Origin of the sequence: Pseudomonas sp. PB106 (assembly GCF_009764645.1) — a bacterium.
Classification (GTDB): Bacteria; Pseudomonadota; Gammaproteobacteria; order Pseudomonadales; family Pseudomonadaceae; genus Aquipseudomonas.
Genome location: NZ_RWIM01000124.1, coordinates 16,740 through 34,063 on the forward strand (window position 1 = coordinate 16,740; position 17,324 = coordinate 34,063).

The window sequence follows — 17,324 nt, forward strand, 5'->3', positions numbered from 1 at the left end:
CCGCGTCTCAGTCAAAACTGGGAATAATGTTGGCCTTGTCGATCATATCGATCGGCAACAGGAACTCATGGTCTTCTACCTGCACCACTACATCCTGTTCTTCTACACCGCGCAGAAGGCCCTGAAAGTTGCGTCGACCTTCAAAAGGCGAGCGCAGCTTGATCTTCACTTGTTCACCGGCAAATTTTGCAAACTGCTCAATAGTGAACAGTGGGCGCTCCATGCCAGGCGAGGAAACTTCGAGGGTGTATTCAACGGTAATTGGATCTTCAACATCCAGCACACCACTGATCTGACGGCTGACAATGGCGCAATCGTCCACCAGCACGCCACCCTCTTTATCGATATAAACGCGCAACATCGAGTGACGACCCTGAGCCGAAAACTCGATACCCCAGCATTCATAGCCCAGGGCCACGACCACCGGGGCCAGCAAGGCCTGCAACTCTTCTAGCTTGCTCGACACCTGAACCCCCTAGTGCATGATATGTGCATGCTTTGCAAAATAAAAAAATGGGCGAAACGCCCATCCTTGAAACGCCGTCGAACAGCGGCGTTGAAAGTGTCCAGCTAACAAAAAGCCCCTTAAAAGGGGCTCTTTAAACTGGTTGCGGGGGCCGGATTTGAACCGACGACCTTCGGGTTATGAGCCCGACGAGCTACCAGACTGCTCCACCCCGCGACAAAGCTGGAGCGGAAGTATACGACCGATCCCTTATAGGGTCAATGTAACCTTCCACCTGCAAGAAAGCCCGCAACAGCGGGCTCTCCTGACTAATTGGTACCGAGAAGGGGACTCGAACCCCTACACCCTATGGGCACAACCACCTCAAGGTTGCGTGTCTACCAATTCCACCACCTCGGCAAAACTACGTTGAAACCCTTCTTACTTCTGCTCTTGAGCTGGAGGTACGTCAGTCGCTGGAGTAGCCGACTTTTGCTCTTGAAGCACCGGGACATCATCAGAAGCCGGTTGTTGTTGCTTAGGTACTTCCAACACTGCTGGATTTGGGAGACCTGCTTGAGTCAGCTGGTGAGCCTTCTCTTTAGCAAAGTAACCTAACCCTAAGCTGGTTATGAAGAAACCGGCGGCAAGTATAGCAGTAAACTTACTAAGAAAGGTAGAGGAACCTTGGCTTCCGAACACAGTATTTGAAGCACCTGCTCCGAAAGACGCACCAGCGTCCGCACCTTTACCCTGCTGCAGCAAAACCAGAGCAACTACGCCCAATGCACCCAGCAGATGAAAAACGACTACGACTGTTTCCAGCATTTTTTCAGTTTCCCGCGGCGCGACAGATCGCACCGAACTCATCTGCATTCAGGGAAGCTCCACCAATGAGCCCCCCATCGATATCCGGCATGCCGAACAGTTCGACCGCATTGGCCGCCTTCACGCTGCCGCCGTATAGAAGCCGCACACCTCGTGCGACTTCAGAATTCTCTGCCGCCAGCTGCTCGCGGATGGCTTTATGCACATCCTGCGCCTGCTGCGGCGTTGCAGTCAGCCCGGTACCAATGGCCCAGACCGGCTCGTATGCAATCACTGCCTTGGCAAAGGCACCGACACCCAGCTCCTCAATGATACTGCCCAGCTGACGCCCGACAACCTCAAGAGTTTTACCGGCTTCGCGCTGCTCGAGGGTTTCCCCTACACACAACACCGGAATCAAGCCACATGCCTGTGCCGCTGCGAACTTGCGATTCAGCATCCCGTCTCGCTCGCCCATTATCTGACGGCGTTCGGAGTGCCCGACAAGCACCAGGGAACAACCTGCATCCACCAACTGACTCGGTGCAATTTCACCGGTCAACGCACCTTGCATGGATTCCACCGCAGAATTCTGCGCACCGACCGAAATCGATTTACCTTTCAAGCCATCAACCACTTGGTTGATATACAAGCAAGGCGGGAATACTGCCACATCAACACCGCTAGGCAAGGCCAGATGACGAAGGCCGTTGATCAGCTCAGCGACGCTGGCGCGGGTACCGTGCATCTTCCAGTTACCAGCTACCATAGGGCGACGCATGCTGTACCTCGTCGGTCAAAGTGGGCGCAGATGTTACCCAACACAATCATGGCTTGCAAGCCGTATCAGGCAGAAACTTCAGTTACCAGTTTTGCCAGTTCTTCGGCATAGCTACGAACCTGAGTTTCGTCCTCGCCCTCGACCATGACGCGCACCAGAGGCTCTGTCCCGGACTTGCGCAACAGCACACGCCCACGACCCGCCATTGCTTGGGTTACACGGGCACTGGCTTCCTTGACAGCTGGATGCTCCAGCGGGCTTTCGCCACCGCCAAATCGCACATTGATCAGAACCTGAGGGCACTTGCGTAACGCCTGCCGGGATTGCGCAAGGCCTTCGTTACGGGTTTTCAGCGCCATCAACACTTGCAAGGCCGCGATGATCGCATCACCGGTCGTGGTGTGGTTGAAGCAAACGATATGCCCCGAGTTTTCACCACCTACCAGCCAGTTACGCTCCAGCAACTCGGCAATGACATACCGGTCGCCGACATTCGCCCGGATGAACGGGATCGACAGGTCCGCGAGCGCCAGCTCCAGACCCAGATTACTCATCAGGGTCCCGACCACACCACCCTGCAGCTTGCCGCGCTCATGCAGATCTCGGGCAATGATGAACAACAACTCGTCACCATCGACAATAGCGCCAGTGTGATCAACCATCAGCACGCGATCACCGTCGCCATCAAAGGCGATACCCAGATCGGCATGCTCAGCCCGTACGGCAGCCTGCAACTGATCCATATGGGTCGAGCCGCAATTATCGTTGATGTTCAGGCCATTGGGCTGGGCCGACAACACGACAACTTCTGCGCCCAACTCACGGAATACGCTAGGCGCCACCTTGTAGGTCGCCCCGTGCGCGCAGTCGATGACAATCTTCAGACCAGAGAAACTGGTGCCGGTCGGCACGCTGCTCTTGCAGAATTCAATGTAGCGACCCGAGGCATCGTTGATTCGCGAGACCTTGCCGATCTTGCTCGACTCGACGACAGTCATCGGTGCATCGAGCAATTCCTCGATCATCAACTCCAGCTCATCCGGCAGCTTGGTGCCCTTGCCGGAGAAGAATTTGATGCCGTTATCATCATGCGGATTATGCGACGCACTGATCACGATGCCGGCCTCGGCCTGGAACGTGCGTGACAGATAGGCAATAGCCGGTGTCGGCATCGGGCCCAGCAACATCACGTCTGCGCCCGCCGATGTCAGGCCGGCCTCAAGTGCCGATTCGAACATATAGCCCGAAATTCGCGTGTCTTTGCCGACCAGGACCTTGCAGGCGCCCATCTTGCGGAACGCCATACCGGCGGCCCAGCCGAGCTTGAGCATGAAGTCAGGAGTAATCGGATACACACCGACACGACCGCGAATGCCGTCGGTACCAAAATATTTTTTGCTCATAAGTGCTCCATCATTCTTATTCAGCTGATTCCACGGCTGCGATCATCCGCACCACGTCTACTGTTTCCGCCACGTCATGGACGCGCAATATACGCGCGCCCTTGACGGATGCCAGCGCCGCCAGTGCAAGCCCACCATGCAAACGCTCGCCCACCGGGCGATTCAAGGCATGACCGATCATGCTTTTTCGGGAAACACCCACCAGCAGAGGCCGACCCAGTGCGTGCAAAGCTTCCATATGCTTGAACAAGCTTAGATTGTGCTGCAGGGTTTTTGCGAAGCCGAAGCCGGGGTCAAGGATGATGCGCTCGGCGGGAATGCCCGCTTGGGCGCACTTGGTCATGCGCTCGGCAAGAAACTTAGCCACTTCCCGGGTGACATCCTGATATTGCGGGTCATCCTGCATATCGCCAGGCTCTCCCTGCATATGCATCAGACACACCGGCAACCCTGTTGCTGCGGCCGCATCCAGCGCACCATCGCGCTGGAGCGACCGGACATCGTTGATCAACCCAGCACCCAGTCGCGCGGTCTCGCGCATGACGGCGGGCGTCGAGGTATCGACCGAGATGATCACATCCAGCTCGCGATTGATCAGCTCCACGATAGGCGCTACACGCTCAAGTTCTTCGAGCGGTGATACCGCACGCGCACCGGGTCGAGTGGACTCGCCACCGACATCAATCAGCGTCGCACCGGCCGCTACCATAGCCTGCGCATGGCGCAAGGCCGCATCGAGCTGGCTGTATCGGCCGCCATCAGAGAAGGAGTCAGGGGTTACATTGAGAATGCCCATAACATGCGTCTGGGCCAAATCAAGAACCCGGTTGCCGCAAGGCAACCGGGTCAGGGACTGAACAGAAGTCATTTCAAACCTTAAACATCAGCAGCCGGACCGCCAATCGGTGTTTCCGGACGCTCGTCACGAACTACCGGAGGTGGCGGCGTACCCGTACCACCCGACCAGTCACGAGGTTCGCGAGGTGTGCGACCCGCCATGATGTCGTCGATCTGCTCGGCATCAATCGTTTCGTACTTCATCAGCGCATCAGCCATCGCGTCGAGCTTGTCACGGTTGTCCGTGAGGATCTGCTTGGCTGTGCCGTAGCATTGATCAATGATGCTGCGCACCTCGGAGTCGATCAACTTGGCTGTCTCACCGGAGAAGCTGGCAGCCTGGCCGCCACCGCCGCGACCAAGGAAAACTTCACCTTCTTCTTCGGCATACATCAACGGACCGAGTTTTTCCGACAGACCCCACTTGGTCACCATGTTCCGTGCAATCTGGCTGGCACGCATGATGTCGTTAGAGGCGCCGGTGGTCACACCATCAAAGCCGAGCGTCATCTCTTCGGCAATACGGCCGCCATAAAGCGAGCAGATCTGGCTGATCAGCGCGCGCTTGGACAGGCTGTAGCGATCTTCTTCCGGCAGGAACATCGTCACACCCAGCGCACGACCGCGTGGAATGATCGACACTTTGTAAACCGGATCATGTTCAGGCACGACGCGACCAACGATAGCGTGGCCCGCTTCGTGATAAGCCGTGTTCTGCTTTTCTTTCTCCGACATGACCATCGATTTGCGCTCGGCGCCCATCATGATCTTGTCTTTGGCCAGCTCGAATTCTTTCATCTCAACGATGCGCTTGCCGCTGCGAGCAGCGAACAACGACGCCTCGTTGACCAGGTTGGCCAAGTCAGCACCCGAGAAGCCTGGAGTACCACGCGCGATTACGGCTGGAGCAACGTCGTCACCCATTGGCACCTTACGCATGTGAACCTTGAGAATCTGCTCACGGCCACGGATATCCGGCAGACCAACCACAACCTGACGGTCGAAACGGCCCGGTCGCAGCAGCGCAGGGTCGAGTACGTCTGGACGGTTGGTAGCAGCGATAACAATGATGCCGTCGTTCATTTCGAAGCCGTCCATCTCAACCAGCAATTGGTTGAGAGTCTGCTCACGCTCATCGTGACCGCCGCCCATGCCGGCGCCACGGTGGCGACCGACGGCGTCGATTTCGTCGATGAAGATGATGCAAGGCGCGTGCTTCTTCGCCTGCTCGAACATGTCACGTACACGGCTGGCACCAACACCGACGAACATTTCGACGAAGTCAGAACCGGAAATGGTGAAGAACGGCACTTTCGCTTCGCCGGCAATAGCCTTGGCCAGCAAGGTTTTACCGGTACCCGGAGGACCCACCATCAGCACGCCGCGAGGAATGCGGCCGCCCAAACGCTGGAACTTGCCCGGATCACGCAGAAACTCTACCAGCTCGCCGACTTCTTCCTTGGCTTCGTCGCAACCGGCAACGTCAGCCAGAGTGGTTTTCACCTGGTCTTCGGAGAGCAGGCGGGCCTTGCTCTTGCCAAAGCTCATCGGTCCGCCCTTGCCGCCAGCACCACCCTGCATCTGGCGCATGAAGAACATGAACACCGCGATGATCACCAGGATCGGGAAGCTGGCCACCAGAAGCTGGGTCCAGATGCTTTGCTGTTCAGGCTGCTTGCCTTCAACCACAACGTGGTTGTCGACCAGATCGCCGATCAGGCCATTGTCCTGAATTGCCGGACGAATGGTCTTGAAGCTGTCGCCATCGTTGCGCTTACCGGTAATCACATAACCATCAACGGCTACGCGCTCGACCTTGCCATCCTTGACCTGCTGGATGAAGTCGGAATAGTTGAGGGTCTGCGGCTCGTTAGGGCTGGAGAAGTTGTTCATCACCGTTACCAGGACAGCTGCGATGATCAACCACAGGATCAGATTCTTTGCCATATCGTTCAATTAACTACCCTCTGAAGCAAGCTCCGCTACTGGCGCGCGCTTCGCATGATATTCACCGGCCTAACTTACTACATTACCTACGACTCTGGCAGGCGCCGTCTGTAACCCTTTGTGAAACACTTTCTACACAATATTCGCTAATGCGCTCGGGGCGAAATACTAAAAACCTATCACCCCGCAAAAAAATCCCGTTTTACTCACTACACCCGCGATAACCCCAAGCCAGCATGTATTGCTCGCGGGAGCTGCCACGTGAGGAGTCCGGCTTGATCATCTGGATCTTGTCGAACTTCTTTCGAGCATCCTTCAGGTAGACATCAAAGCCTTCACCCTGAAAAATCTTGATCACGAAATTACCACCCGGCTTGAGTATCCGTTCAGCCAAATCGAGCGCCAGCTCGCACAGGAACATGGCTTTGGGCATATCCACTTCAGGCGTACCACTCATATTGGGGGCCATATCGGAAATCACAAGGTCTACCTGCGAATTACCGACGGCTTCCAGGATCTCCGCGAGCACTGCGTCCTCGGTGAAGTCACCCTGAATAAAGGTCACGTCAGGGATGCTGTCCATTTCCAGGATGTCCGAGGCGATCAGACGCCCCTGACCACCGATCAGACGGCTGGTGACCTGCGACCAGCCACCGGGGGCCGCGCCGAGGTCCACAACGCTCATGCCAGGGCGGATCAGCTTGTACTTTTCCTGGACTTCCAGAAGTTTGTAACTCGCACGCGAGCGGTAGCCATCCTTCTGCGCTTGCTTCACATAGGGATCGTTGACATGTCGTTTCAGCCAACCAAGGCTTGTCTTGGAACGCGCCATTGGGCACCTCGATGATTAGGGTCGTGATTAATTGGGCGGATCCACGAACCCTCGGGTAAAATGGCCGCCATTTTACAGAATCCAGACGAAAGGGTCAGATTATGCCGCTCACTCCAGAGCAGAAGAAACAATACAAATCCATTGGCCACCACCTGAAACCGGTTTTGACGGTGGCTGACAATGGTTTGACTGAAGGCGTGTTAGCCGAACTTGAACGCGCTTTGGCGGATCACGAGCTGATCAAGATCAAGCTCAATATCCTCGATCGCGAATCGCGCCTGGCGCACATCGCAGAGCTGTGCAAGGTCGGCAAAGCGGATCTGGTACAGGTCATCGGCAAGATGGCACTGGTTTACCGCAAGAACTTCAGCGTCAACAAGCAGCTGTCGAACGTGCATCGCTTCAAGTGATGACAAGGGTCAAGGGTGTGCTTCGCGCACCCTGCCACTCCATCCCGGTACAGGCTGCAACACCAGGACCAGCCCGGAAAAGCCCAGAATCAGAAAGCTGAACACCTGCCAGCGCTGCGCATCCGGCCAGCCGACACGCACTGCGACAAACATCGCACACGCATACAACGCCATCAACAGCACCTGCCCGCGAAAATCCCGCCATAGACTGACAAGGCCCTCGGCCTGTACCAGCACCAAAGCCTGAAAAATCACACAGGCGGCGGCGAACCCCACCACCAGCACTTCAAATGCACTGGCCACTTCATCGATCAGCAACGGCGCCAAGCCGATTTTGCCCAGCGCCGGCTGCAAACCGAGATGAATCAGCCAGAGACCGCCGACCCAAAGCATCTGGGTCAGTTGCCAAAGCATGGCGCCCGCATGCAGCGGGCGCCGGTTTTCAGATGTGACGGACTTCGACAATCTCGTACTCGATAACGCCACCAGGCGTTTTCACGGCGACCACATCGCCCTCTTCCTTGCCGATCAAGGCACGGGCCAAAGGCGAGCCGACGGAAATCTTGCCAAGTTTGAAGTCAGCCTCGTCCTCACCCACGATGTGGTAAGTGACGCTTTCATCAGTCTCGACGTTGGCGATTTCGACGGTGGTGCCGAAAATCACCTTGCCAGTGTGAGGAATGGTCGTGACGTCGATGATGACCTGATTCTGAATCCGGCCTTCGATGTCACGAATCCGCGCCTCGACCATGCCTTGCTGTTCGCGGGCAGCATGGTATTCAGCGTTTTCTTTCAAGTCACCCAACTCGCGGGCCGTACCGATGTCCTGGCTGAGCTTCGGACGAACGACCTTGGTCAGGTGAGTGTGCTCTTCTTCCAGGGCGCGAGCGCCCTGAACAGTCATTGGGTACTTGGTTATGCTCATGCCTTCAATCCTGCGTGTAGATCCTGCAAGCGGCGCACAGTCTTTTCCGGACCGAACTTCAGCGCTTCACAGATAGCTTCGCCAGCAGCAATGGTGGTGGTGCAGTAGATCTTGTGCTGCAAGGCATTACGACGAATGGAGTACGAATCAGCGATCGACTGACGGCCTTCGGTGGTGTTGATGATCAGGGTGACTTCGTCATTCTTGATCATGTCAACCACGTGCGGACGACCCTCGGTCACCTTGTTCACACGGCGCACTTTCAGGCCTGCAGCCTCGATCAGCTTGGCGGTGCCAGCGGTGGCAACCACCTCGAAGCCCAAGTTGATCAGATCACGGGCCACGCCTGCAACCAGAGGCTTATCATCGTCGCGAACGCTGATAAACGCAGTACCGCCGGTCGGCAGCACTTCGCTGGCACCCATTTGGGCTTTGGCAAATGCTTCACCGAAGGTGTCGCCGACGCCCATCACTTCACCAGTCGACTTCATCTCTGGGCCGAGGATCGGGTCAACACCAGGGAATTTGGCGAACGGGAAAACCGCCTCTTTCACGCTGTAGAAGTTCGGGATGATTTCTTTGGTGAAGCCGATTTCTTTCAGGGTCTTACCGGCCATTACCCGGGCAGCGATCATGGCCAGGGAGACACCGATGCACTTCGACACGAACGGTACGGTGCGCGAAGCGCGTGGGTTGACTTCGATGACGTAGATATCTTCGCCTTGCAAAGCCAGTTGCACGTTCATCAAGCCGACAACGCCCAGTTCCAGGGCCATTTTCTTGACCTGCTCGCGCATCTCGTCCTGGATGTGCGCCGGCAGCGAGTACGGCGGCAGCGAGCACGCGGAGTCACCGGAGTGAACGCCAGCCTGTTCGATGTGCTGCATGATCGCGCCGATCACCACGTCTTTGCCGTCGCAAACCGCATCTACGTCCATTTCGATGGCGCAGTTGAGGAAGTGGTCGAGCAGCACAGGGCTGTCGTTGGACACTTGCACCGCGTCACGCAGGTAACGCTTGAGCTCGTCTTCCTTGTAAACGATTTCCATCGCTCGGCCGCCCAGTACATAGGACGGACGCACCACCAGTGGATAACCGATCTTCGCGGCAGCACGAACAGCTTCGTCTTCGCTGCGCACGGTGGCGTTTGGCGGCTGACGCAGGTTCAGACGCTCAACCATTTGCTGGAAGCGCTCACGGTCTTCGGCGCGGTCGATGGCGTCAGGGCTGGTGCCGATGATCGGCACGCCAGCGGCTTCCAGGGCGCGAGCCAGCTTCAGAGGGGTCTGGCCGCCGTACTGGACGATTACGCCTTTCGGCTTCTCGACGCGGCAGATTTCCAGCACGTCTTCCAGGGTTACCGGCTCGAAGTACAGACGGTCGGAAGTGTCGTAGTCAGTGGAAACAGTTTCCGGGTTGCAGTTGACCATGATGGTTTCATAGCCGTCTTCGCGCAGAGCGAGGGCGGCGTGAACGCAGCAGTAGTCGAACTCGATGCCTTGGCCAATACGGTTCGGGCCACCGCCTAGAATCATGATCTTGTCGCGACCCGACGGCGCGGCTTCGCACTCTTCTTCGTAAGTCGAATAGAGGTAAGCGGTGTCGGTGGCGAACTCGGCGGCACAGGTGTCAACGCGCTTGTAGACCGGGAACACTTCCAGCTTTTGACGGTGCGTGCGCAGATTCTTCTCGGTCACGCCCAGCAGCTTGGCCAGACGCTGATCGGAGAAGCCTTTGCGCTTGAGCTTGAACATAAGGTCGCGGTCGATAGCGGACAGACCGAGAGTCTTGACCTTCTCTTCTTCCTTGATCAGATCTTCGATCTGCACCAGGAACCACGGATCGATCATGTTCATGCCGAAGATGTCTTCGACCGACAGGCCGGCGCGGAAAGCGTCTGCCACGTACCAGATGCGCTCAGCGCCCGGCACGGTCAGTTCGCGCTTGAGCACGCTCATGCTTTCCGGGTTGCTCAGGTCGAGCTTCTCGTCCAGACCGCAAACGCCCACTTCCAGACCGCGCAGAGCTTTCTGCAGGGATTCCTGGAAGGTACGGCCGATGGCCATGACTTCGCCAACCGACTTCATTTGAGTGGTCAGGCGTGCGTCTGCCTTGGCGAATTTCTCGAAGGCGAAACGTGGCAGCTTGGTGACGACGTAGTCGATCGACGGCTCGAAGGACGCCGGGGTTTTGCCGCCGGTGATGTCGTTCGACAGTTCGTCGAGGGTATAGCCCACAGCCAGTTTGGCCGCGACTTTGGCGATCGGGAAACCGGTGGCTTTCGAAGCCAGTGCCGAGGAACGCGATACGCGCGGGTTCATCTCGATCACGACCATACGGCCAGTGTCCGGGCAGATACCGAATTGCACGTTGGAACCGCCGGTCTCGACGCCGATCTCGCGCAGTACCGCCAACGAGGCGTTACGCAGGATCTGGTATTCCTTGTCGGTCAGGGTTTGTGCTGGAGCCACGGTGATCGAGTCACCGGTGTGCACGCCCATCGGGTCAAAGTTTTCGATCGAGCAGACGATGATGCAGTTGTCCTTTTTGTCGCGGACAACTTCCATTTCATATTCTTTCCAGCCGATCAGCGATTCGTCGATCAGCAGTTCTTTGGTCGGCGACAGGTCCAGACCGCGAGCGCAGATTTCTTCGAACTCTTCACGGTTGTACGCAATACCACCACCGGTGCCGCCCATGGTGAAGGACGGACGGATGATGCACGGGAAGCCGAGGGTTTCGAGAACCGCGTTGGCTTCTTCCATGCTGTGGGCGATACCGGAGCGCGGGCACGCCAGGCCGATGGATTTCATCGCCTTGTCGAAACGCGAACGGTCTTCAGCCTTGTCGATGGTGTCGGCGTTGGCGCCGATCATTTCTACGCCGAACTTCTCCAGAACGCCTTCGCGCTCCAGATCCAATGCGCAGTTCAGAGCGGTCTGGCCGCCCATGGTTGGCAGCACCGCGTCCGGACGTTCTTTCTCGATGATCTTGGCAACGGTCTGCCACTTGATCGGTTCGATGTAGGTGGCGTCGGCCATGTCCGGGTCGGTCATGATAGTGGCCGGGTTGGAGTTCACCAGGATGACGCGGTAACCCTCTTCGCGCAGGGCCTTGCAGGCCTGGGCGCCGGAGTAGTCGAATTCGCAGGCCTGGCCGATAACGATCGGGCCAGCGCCGAGAATCAGGATGCTTTTAATGTCTGTACGTTTTGGCATGGGTTTGTCACTCAAATCCGCAGGTCAGTCGGCAAGCCGTCTTGATCGATTTCTGAAGTCTCGAAGGGGCCGCCGGTGTCGGGGCCGCCCTCGAGGGGCTTCTCTCTACAGTCTCAAGGCGAACGCTTAGCGTCGCTTGGCCATCTCGTTGATGAAGCGGTCGAACAGTGGCGCAACATCGTTCGGGCCCGGGCTCGCTTCAGGGTGGCCCTGGAAGCTGAACGCGCTCTTGTCGGTGCGCTCGATGCCTTGCAGGGTGCCGTCGAACAGCGATTTGTGGATCGCACGCACGTTGGCCGGCAGGGTTTCTTCGTCTACCGCAAAACCGTGGTTCTGGCTGGTGATCATTACGACGCCAGTGTCCAGATCCTGCACCGGGTGGTTGGCACCGTGGTGGCCGTGGCCCATCTTCAGGGTCTTGGCGCCGGAAGCCAGTGCCAGCAGTTGGTGACCAAGGCAGATGCCGAATACCGGAATTTCGGTTTCCAGCACTTCCTTGATCGCCTTGATCGCGTAGTCGCATGGCTCCGGGTCACCAGGGCCGTTGGACAGGAACACGCCGTCCGGCTTCAGCGCCAGCACATCAGCGGCCGGGGTTTGAGCCGGCACCACGGTGACGCGGCAGCCGCGCTCGACCAGCATACGCAGGATGTTGACCTTGACGCCGTAGTCGTAGGCAACCACGTGGTAAGGCAGCTCGGAAGCGTCGATGGTCGCGTGGCTGTCGGTCTTCAGATCCCAGACAGTCGAGCGCCATTCGTACTGGGTCTTGGTGCTGACGACTTTCGCCAGATCCATGCCCTTCAGGCCAGGGAAGCCTTGCGCAGCGGCGATTGCCGCTTCTTCGGAAATGTTGTCGCCGGCCATGATGCAGCCGTTCTGTGCGCCTTTTTCACGCAGGATGCGGGTCAGGCGACGGGTGTCGATACCAGCGATGGCCACAACGTTGTTGGCTTTCAGGTAGTCGGACAGGGACATCGTGTTACGCCAGTTGCTCGCTACCAGCGGCAGGTCACGGATGACCAGGCCTGCGGACCAGACGCGATCGGACTCGGCGTCTTCCGGCGTGGTGCCGGTGTTGCCGATGTGCGGGTAAGTCAGGGTAACGATCTGTTGGGCGTAGGAAGGATCGGTAAGGATTTCCTGATAGCCGGTCATTGCGGTGTTGAACACCACCTCACCAACGGTTTGACCGTCGGCACCAATGGCTTCGCCGCGAAAAATGCTGCCATCAGCAAGGGCAAGTATGGCTGGCTTAGTCAAGAAGACCTCCCGTAAATAACGCATGAAAGGGCGATCGCAGGTTGTAAAAAAGCGGAGTGACGTATGGACACGTCACCCCGCTTCTTCACTGAATTATTCTGCGCGCTTTTAGTGGACACACTAAAGCTGTAGCTTACAGAAAAAGGCTTTTTTGGTCCACCGCTAAAGAGCCTAAAAGGCCGGAGAATGCGACAGGACGTCGCTCAGCGGAGAAAAACCAGCGCAAACAGGGCATTTGCGCCGGATTCAACAACGGCTCAACGCAGGTCGAGCACATCCTGCATGTCGTACAGACCTGGCTCACGACCGTCCAGCCACAGCGCGGCACGCACCGCGCCCTTGGCAAACGTCATGCGGCTCGACGCCTTGTGCGTGATCTCCAGACGCTCACCTTCGCAGGCGAACAGCACGGTGTGATCACCCACCACATCACCACCACGCACGGTGGCGAAGCCGATGGTTTCACGTTCACGGGCACCGGTGTGGCCTTCTCGACCGTAGACCGCGACTTTCTGCAAATCACGATCCAGTGCACTGGCGATCACTTCGCCCATACGCAACGCCGTGCCCGACGGCGCATCGATCTTGTGACGGTGATGGGCTTCGATGATTTCAATATCCGCATCATCACCCAGCACGCGCGCCGCCATGTCGAGCAGTTTCAGCGACAGATTGACGCCGACACTGAAATTGGCCGCGAAGACGATAGGAATGTCCTTGCCCGCCTCGACCAGCAACTGCTTCTGCGCCGCATCCAGCCCGGTGGTGCCGATGACCATGGCCTTGCCTGCCTTGCGGCAGAAGGCGAGGTCTTTCAGCATCACTTCCGGCAGGGTGAAGTCGATCAGGACATCGAACTCTTCAGCGACCGCTTCGATATGACCGGACAGCGGCACACCAATACGACCCAACGAAGCCAACTCACCGGCATCGACGCCGATCAGCGTACTGCCGGGGCGAACCACGGCAGCGGTCAAACCGGTCAGCGGCGCGCGCTGCTGCACGGCCTCGACCAGAATTTTGCCCATGCGCCCAGCAGCGCCCATCACAGCTATACGTCGCATGCCGACTCCTTACAGATCGCCGAAGAAACGCTTCACACCATCGAACCAACCGGTGGTTTTCGGCGAGTGGCTGTTGTCGTCCGCCAGTGAGCTGCGGAATTCTTCCAGCAGCTCACGCTGACGACGGTTCAGATTGACCGGAGTTTCGACCGCAACGCGGCACATCAAATCGCCTGCACCACCGCCACGCACCGGCGCCACGCCTTTACCGCGAACACGGAACTGCTTGCCGGTCTGGGTACCTTCGGGAATTTTCAGTTTGACGCGACCGTCAAGGGTCGGAATTTCCAACTCACCGCCCAGTGCAGCGTCGACGAAGCTGATCGGCACTTCGCAGAACAGATGCTTGCCATCGCGCTGGAAGATGTCGTGCTCGCGCACGTTGATGACCACATACAGGTCGCCAGTCGGGCCGCCCTGCGTACCCGCCTCGCCTTCGCCGGACAGACGAATGCGGTCGCCGGTATCAACGCCAGCCGGCACTTTGACCGACAGGGTTTTGTACTCTTCAACGCGACCGTCACCGTGGCAGGAATCGCACGGGTCGGAAATGATCTTGCCTTGGCCATGGCAACGCGGGCAGGTCTGCTGCACCGAGAAGAAGCCCTGCTGCATGCGTACCTGACCGATGCCACCGCAAGTCGGGCAAGTGGAAGGCGAGGAGCCTTTCTTCGCACCCGAACCATCGCAAGGCTTGCAGTTGACCAGCGTTGGAACGCGGATATTCACGGTAGTACCTCGCACCGCTTCTTCCAGATTCAGCTCCAGGGTGTAGCGCAAATCGCTGCCACGCTGAGCGCCGCCACGAGAACCGCCGCGACCGCCGCCGAAGAAATCACTGAAGACATCGCCAAAGATGTCAGAGAAGTTCTGACCGCCAAAACCGGCACCGCCGCCACCCATGCTTGGGTCGACGCCGGCATGACCGTACTGGTCGTAAGCTGCGCGCTTGCTGGAGTCGGACAGTACTTCGTAGGCCTCATTGGCCTCTTTGAACATGTCTTCCGATGCTTTGTCACCGGGATTACGATCGGGGTGGTGCTTCATCGCCAGACGGCGATAGGCCTTCTTCAGGTCTGCATCGCTTGAGCCACGCTCAACACCCAATACTTCGTAAAAATCACGCTTTGCCATAAGTCTTCTGCACTCTTGAGGACGTTCGGCAAACCCCTCCTGAGGATGGCCAAACTCGTTGAGCCCCAATACAGGCCCGGACCCAACTCACGTCAATTCAACGATCCTGGTCTTTGATTCTTGCGGTACTTGCGGCGCGAAAAGCAGGAGCATTCCCGGCCATACCGCCAACATCCGAACGTTGTCGCATGCTGTAAAAATTCGCGTATTCCAGATACGCCAACGCGGGAGCTAGCTCCCGCGCGGCGACATCCTACCAGTCACTGCCTAAAGGCAGTCAACCGGCCGACCAACAACTTACTTGTGGTCTTTGACTTCTTCGAACTCTGCATCGACAACGTCGTCAGCCTTCTCAGCCGATTCGCCTTGCGGGGCTGCGCCATCAGCTGGCTGAGCCTGTTCGGCATACATCTTTTGAGCAACCGGAGCGGAGACTTTCGACAGCTCTTCAACCTTCGCTTCGATAGCAGCCTTGTCGTCGCCTTTGACCGCGGCTTCCAGAGCAACCACAGCAGCTTCGATCGCAGTCTTCTCTTCGGCGGTAACTTTGTCGCCCGCGTCAGCAATCATTTTGCGAGTCGAGTGAACCAGTGCGTCGCCCTGGTTACGGGCAGCGGCCAGCTCTTCGAACTTGCGATCTTCCTCAGCGTTGGCTTCGGCGTCACGCACCATGCGCTCGATTTCTTCGTCGGACAGACCGGAGTTGGCCTTGATCACGATCGACTGAGTCTTGCCGGTCGCCTTGTCTTTCGCGCCAACGTGCAGAATGCCGTTAGCGTCGATGTCAAAGGTCACTTCGATCTGCGGCACGCCACGTGGAGCAGGTGGAATGTCGGCCAGGTCGAACTTGCCCAGGGACTTGTTCTGAGTGGCTTGCTTACGCTCGCCCTGCAGCACGTGAATGGTCACAGCGCCCTGGTTGTCGTCAGCAGTCGAGAACACTTGCGATTTCTTGGTAGGAATCGTGGTGTTTTTCTCGATCAGCGCGGTCATCACGCCACCCATGGTTTCGATACCCAGGGTCAGCGGGCTGACGTCGAGCAGCAGAACGTCTTTCACGTCACCGGCCAGAACAGCGCCCTGAATCGCGGCACCCATGGCAACAGCTTCGTCCGGGTTAACGTCTTTACGAGCTTCTTTACCGAAGAAATCGGTCACCAGCTTCTGCACCAGCGGCATACGGGTCTGACCACCGACGAGGATTACGTCGTTGATCGCGCCAACGTCCAGACCGGCGTCTTTCATGGCGATGCGGCAAGGTTCGATGGTGCGCTGAACCAGGTCTTCGACCAGTGCTTCCAGCTTGGCACGCGAGATCTTCACGTTCAGGTGCTTAGGACCGGTCGCATCTGCAGTGATGTACGGCAGGTTGACGTCGGTCGACTGAGCGGAAGACAGCTCGATCTTGGCTTTCTCAGCGGCTTCTTTCAGACGCTGCATGGCCAGCGGATCACCTTTGAGGTTCATGCCGCTTTCTTTCTTGAATTCGTCGACGAGGTAGTCGATCAGGCGAATGTCAAAGTCTTCACCGCCGAGGAACGTGTCACCGTTGGTGGCCAGTACTTCGAACTGGTGCTCGCCATCAACTTCAGCGATCTCGATCACGGAAACGTCGAAAGTACCGCCACCGAGGTCATAAACGATCACGGTGTGATCGCCCTTGGCCTTGTCCATACCGTAAGCCAGAGCGGCTGCGGTTGGTTCGTTGATGATACGTTTTACGTCCAGACCGGCAATGCGGCCGGCGTCTTTGGTCGCCTGACGCTGGCTGTCGTTGAAGTAGGCCGGAACGGTGATCACCGCTTCGGTCACTGGCTCGCCGAGGTAGTCTTCGGCGGTCTTCTTCATTTTCTTCAGAATTTCAGCCGAGATTTGTGGCGGTGCCATTTTCTGGCCGTTCACTTCAACCCAGGCGTCGTTGTTGTCAGCCTTGACGATCTTGTAAGGGACCATCTGGATGTCTTTCTGCACAACTTCTTCGTCGAAACGACGACCGATCAGACGCTTTACTGCGTACAGAGTGTTGTGCGGGTTGGTCACAGCCTGACGCTTGGCCGACTGACCTACCAGGATTTCGCCATCGTTGGCGTAAGCGATGATCGACGGCGTGGTACGCGCGCCTTCAGCGTTTTCAATAACTTTTGCTTTGCCGTTTTCCAGCACGGAGACGCAGGAGTTGGTAGTCCCCAGGTCGATACCGATAATTTTGCCCATGTTCACTCTCCCGAAACTTTGGATTTGGATGCCGCAGCAGTGGT

Annotated in this window: 15 protein-coding genes and 2 tRNA genes; 1 reads left to right on the plus strand and 16 read right to left on the minus strand. The window is 57.6% G+C overall.

Annotated features, from left to right (window positions below):
• Positions 1 to 7: 7 nt before the first annotated feature.
• The 9 genes from rimP to rlmE form a co-directional block, all read right to left on the minus strand.
• The gene (gene rimP / locus EJA71_RS16810; protein WP_149088505.1) at positions 8 to 466 is read right to left on the minus strand and encodes a ribosome maturation factor RimP; all 459 of its coding nucleotides are present in this window, start codon (positions 464 to 466) and stop codon (positions 8 to 10) included.
• Between the two features lie 139 nt (positions 467 to 605).
• Positions 606 to 682, minus strand: a tRNA-Met gene (locus tag EJA71_RS16815).
• A 97-nt stretch (positions 683 to 779) separates the two neighbouring features.
• Positions 780 to 865, minus strand: a tRNA-Leu gene (locus EJA71_RS16820).
• Between the two features lie 21 nt (positions 866 to 886).
• A complete protein-coding gene (gene secG / locus EJA71_RS16825) occupies positions 887 to 1,273 on the minus strand; it encodes a preprotein translocase subunit SecG (RefSeq protein ID WP_016986497.1) in 387 nt (128 codons plus the stop codon).
• Positions 1,274 to 1,277: 4 nt separating this feature from the next.
• Complete coding sequence (tpiA, locus tag EJA71_RS16830; RefSeq protein WP_053117032.1) at positions 1,278 to 2,033, minus strand: triose-phosphate isomerase; 756 nt, start codon at positions 2,031 to 2,033, stop codon at positions 1,278 to 1,280.
• A gap of 65 nt (positions 2,034 to 2,098) precedes the next feature.
• Entirely contained in the window at positions 2,099 to 3,436 is a 1,338-nt protein-coding gene (gene glmM, locus EJA71_RS16835) for a phosphoglucosamine mutase (RefSeq protein ID WP_158958589.1), read from the minus strand.
• A 16-nt stretch (positions 3,437 to 3,452) separates the two neighbouring features.
• Complete coding sequence (gene folP / locus EJA71_RS16840; RefSeq protein ID WP_158958591.1) at positions 3,453 to 4,304, minus strand: dihydropteroate synthase; 852 nt, start codon at positions 4,302 to 4,304, stop codon at positions 3,453 to 3,455.
• 8 nt (positions 4,305 to 4,312) lie between these two features.
• Complete coding sequence (ftsH, locus tag EJA71_RS16845; RefSeq protein WP_016986501.1) at positions 4,313 to 6,220, minus strand: ATP-dependent zinc metalloprotease FtsH; 1,908 nt, start codon at positions 6,218 to 6,220, stop codon at positions 4,313 to 4,315.
• 202 nt (positions 6,221 to 6,422) lie between these two features.
• Complete coding sequence (gene rlmE, locus EJA71_RS16850; RefSeq protein ID WP_158958593.1) at positions 6,423 to 7,052, minus strand: 23S rRNA (uridine(2552)-2'-O)-methyltransferase RlmE; 630 nt, start codon at positions 7,050 to 7,052, stop codon at positions 6,423 to 6,425.
• Positions 7,053 to 7,153: 101 nt separating this feature from the next.
• On the opposite strand from rlmE, the gene EJA71_RS16855 reads away from it, so the two are divergent.
• Positions 7,154 to 7,462, plus strand: coding sequence for a YhbY family RNA-binding protein (locus EJA71_RS16855; protein ID WP_003221534.1), 309 nt, complete (start codon positions 7,154 to 7,156; stop codon positions 7,460 to 7,462).
• 9 nt (positions 7,463 to 7,471) lie between these two features.
• Here EJA71_RS16855 and EJA71_RS16860 read toward each other — a convergent pair whose 3' ends face one another.
• The 7 genes from EJA71_RS16860 to dnaK all read right to left on the minus strand — a co-directional run bounded on the left by EJA71_RS16860 (position 7,472) and on the right by dnaK (position 17,280).
• Positions 7,472 to 7,876 (minus strand): MFS transporter, encoded by a 405-nt coding sequence (locus tag EJA71_RS16860; RefSeq protein WP_158958595.1) that lies wholly within the window; start codon positions 7,874 to 7,876, stop codon positions 7,472 to 7,474.
• A gap of 28 nt (positions 7,877 to 7,904) precedes the next feature.
• Positions 7,905 to 8,381, minus strand: a complete 477-nt coding sequence (gene greA, locus EJA71_RS16865; RefSeq protein ID WP_064387939.1) for a transcription elongation factor GreA — start codon at positions 8,379 to 8,381, stop codon at positions 7,905 to 7,907.
• Between the two features lie 2 nt (positions 8,382 to 8,383).
• Positions 8,384 to 11,605, minus strand: coding sequence for a carbamoyl-phosphate synthase large subunit (carB, locus tag EJA71_RS16870; RefSeq protein WP_158958597.1), 3,222 nt, complete (start codon positions 11,603 to 11,605; stop codon positions 8,384 to 8,386).
• Between the two features lie 126 nt (positions 11,606 to 11,731).
• A complete protein-coding gene (gene carA, locus EJA71_RS16875; RefSeq protein WP_007915228.1) occupies positions 11,732 to 12,868 on the minus strand; it encodes a glutamine-hydrolyzing carbamoyl-phosphate synthase small subunit in 1,137 nt (378 codons plus the stop codon).
• Positions 12,869 to 13,125: 257 nt separating this feature from the next.
• Complete coding sequence (gene dapB, locus EJA71_RS16880) at positions 13,126 to 13,932, minus strand: 4-hydroxy-tetrahydrodipicolinate reductase (RefSeq protein WP_158958599.1); 807 nt, start codon at positions 13,930 to 13,932, stop codon at positions 13,126 to 13,128.
• A 9-nt stretch (positions 13,933 to 13,941) separates the two neighbouring features.
• On the minus strand, positions 13,942 to 15,066 hold the full coding sequence (gene dnaJ / locus EJA71_RS16885; protein ID WP_158958601.1) for a molecular chaperone DnaJ: 1,125 nt from the start codon (positions 15,064 to 15,066) through the stop codon (positions 13,942 to 13,944).
• 297 nt (positions 15,067 to 15,363) lie between these two features.
• Positions 15,364 to 17,280, minus strand: coding sequence for a molecular chaperone DnaK (gene dnaK, locus EJA71_RS16890; protein ID WP_158958603.1), 1,917 nt, complete (start codon positions 17,278 to 17,280; stop codon positions 15,364 to 15,366).
• Positions 17,281 to 17,324 lie beyond the last annotated feature (44 nt).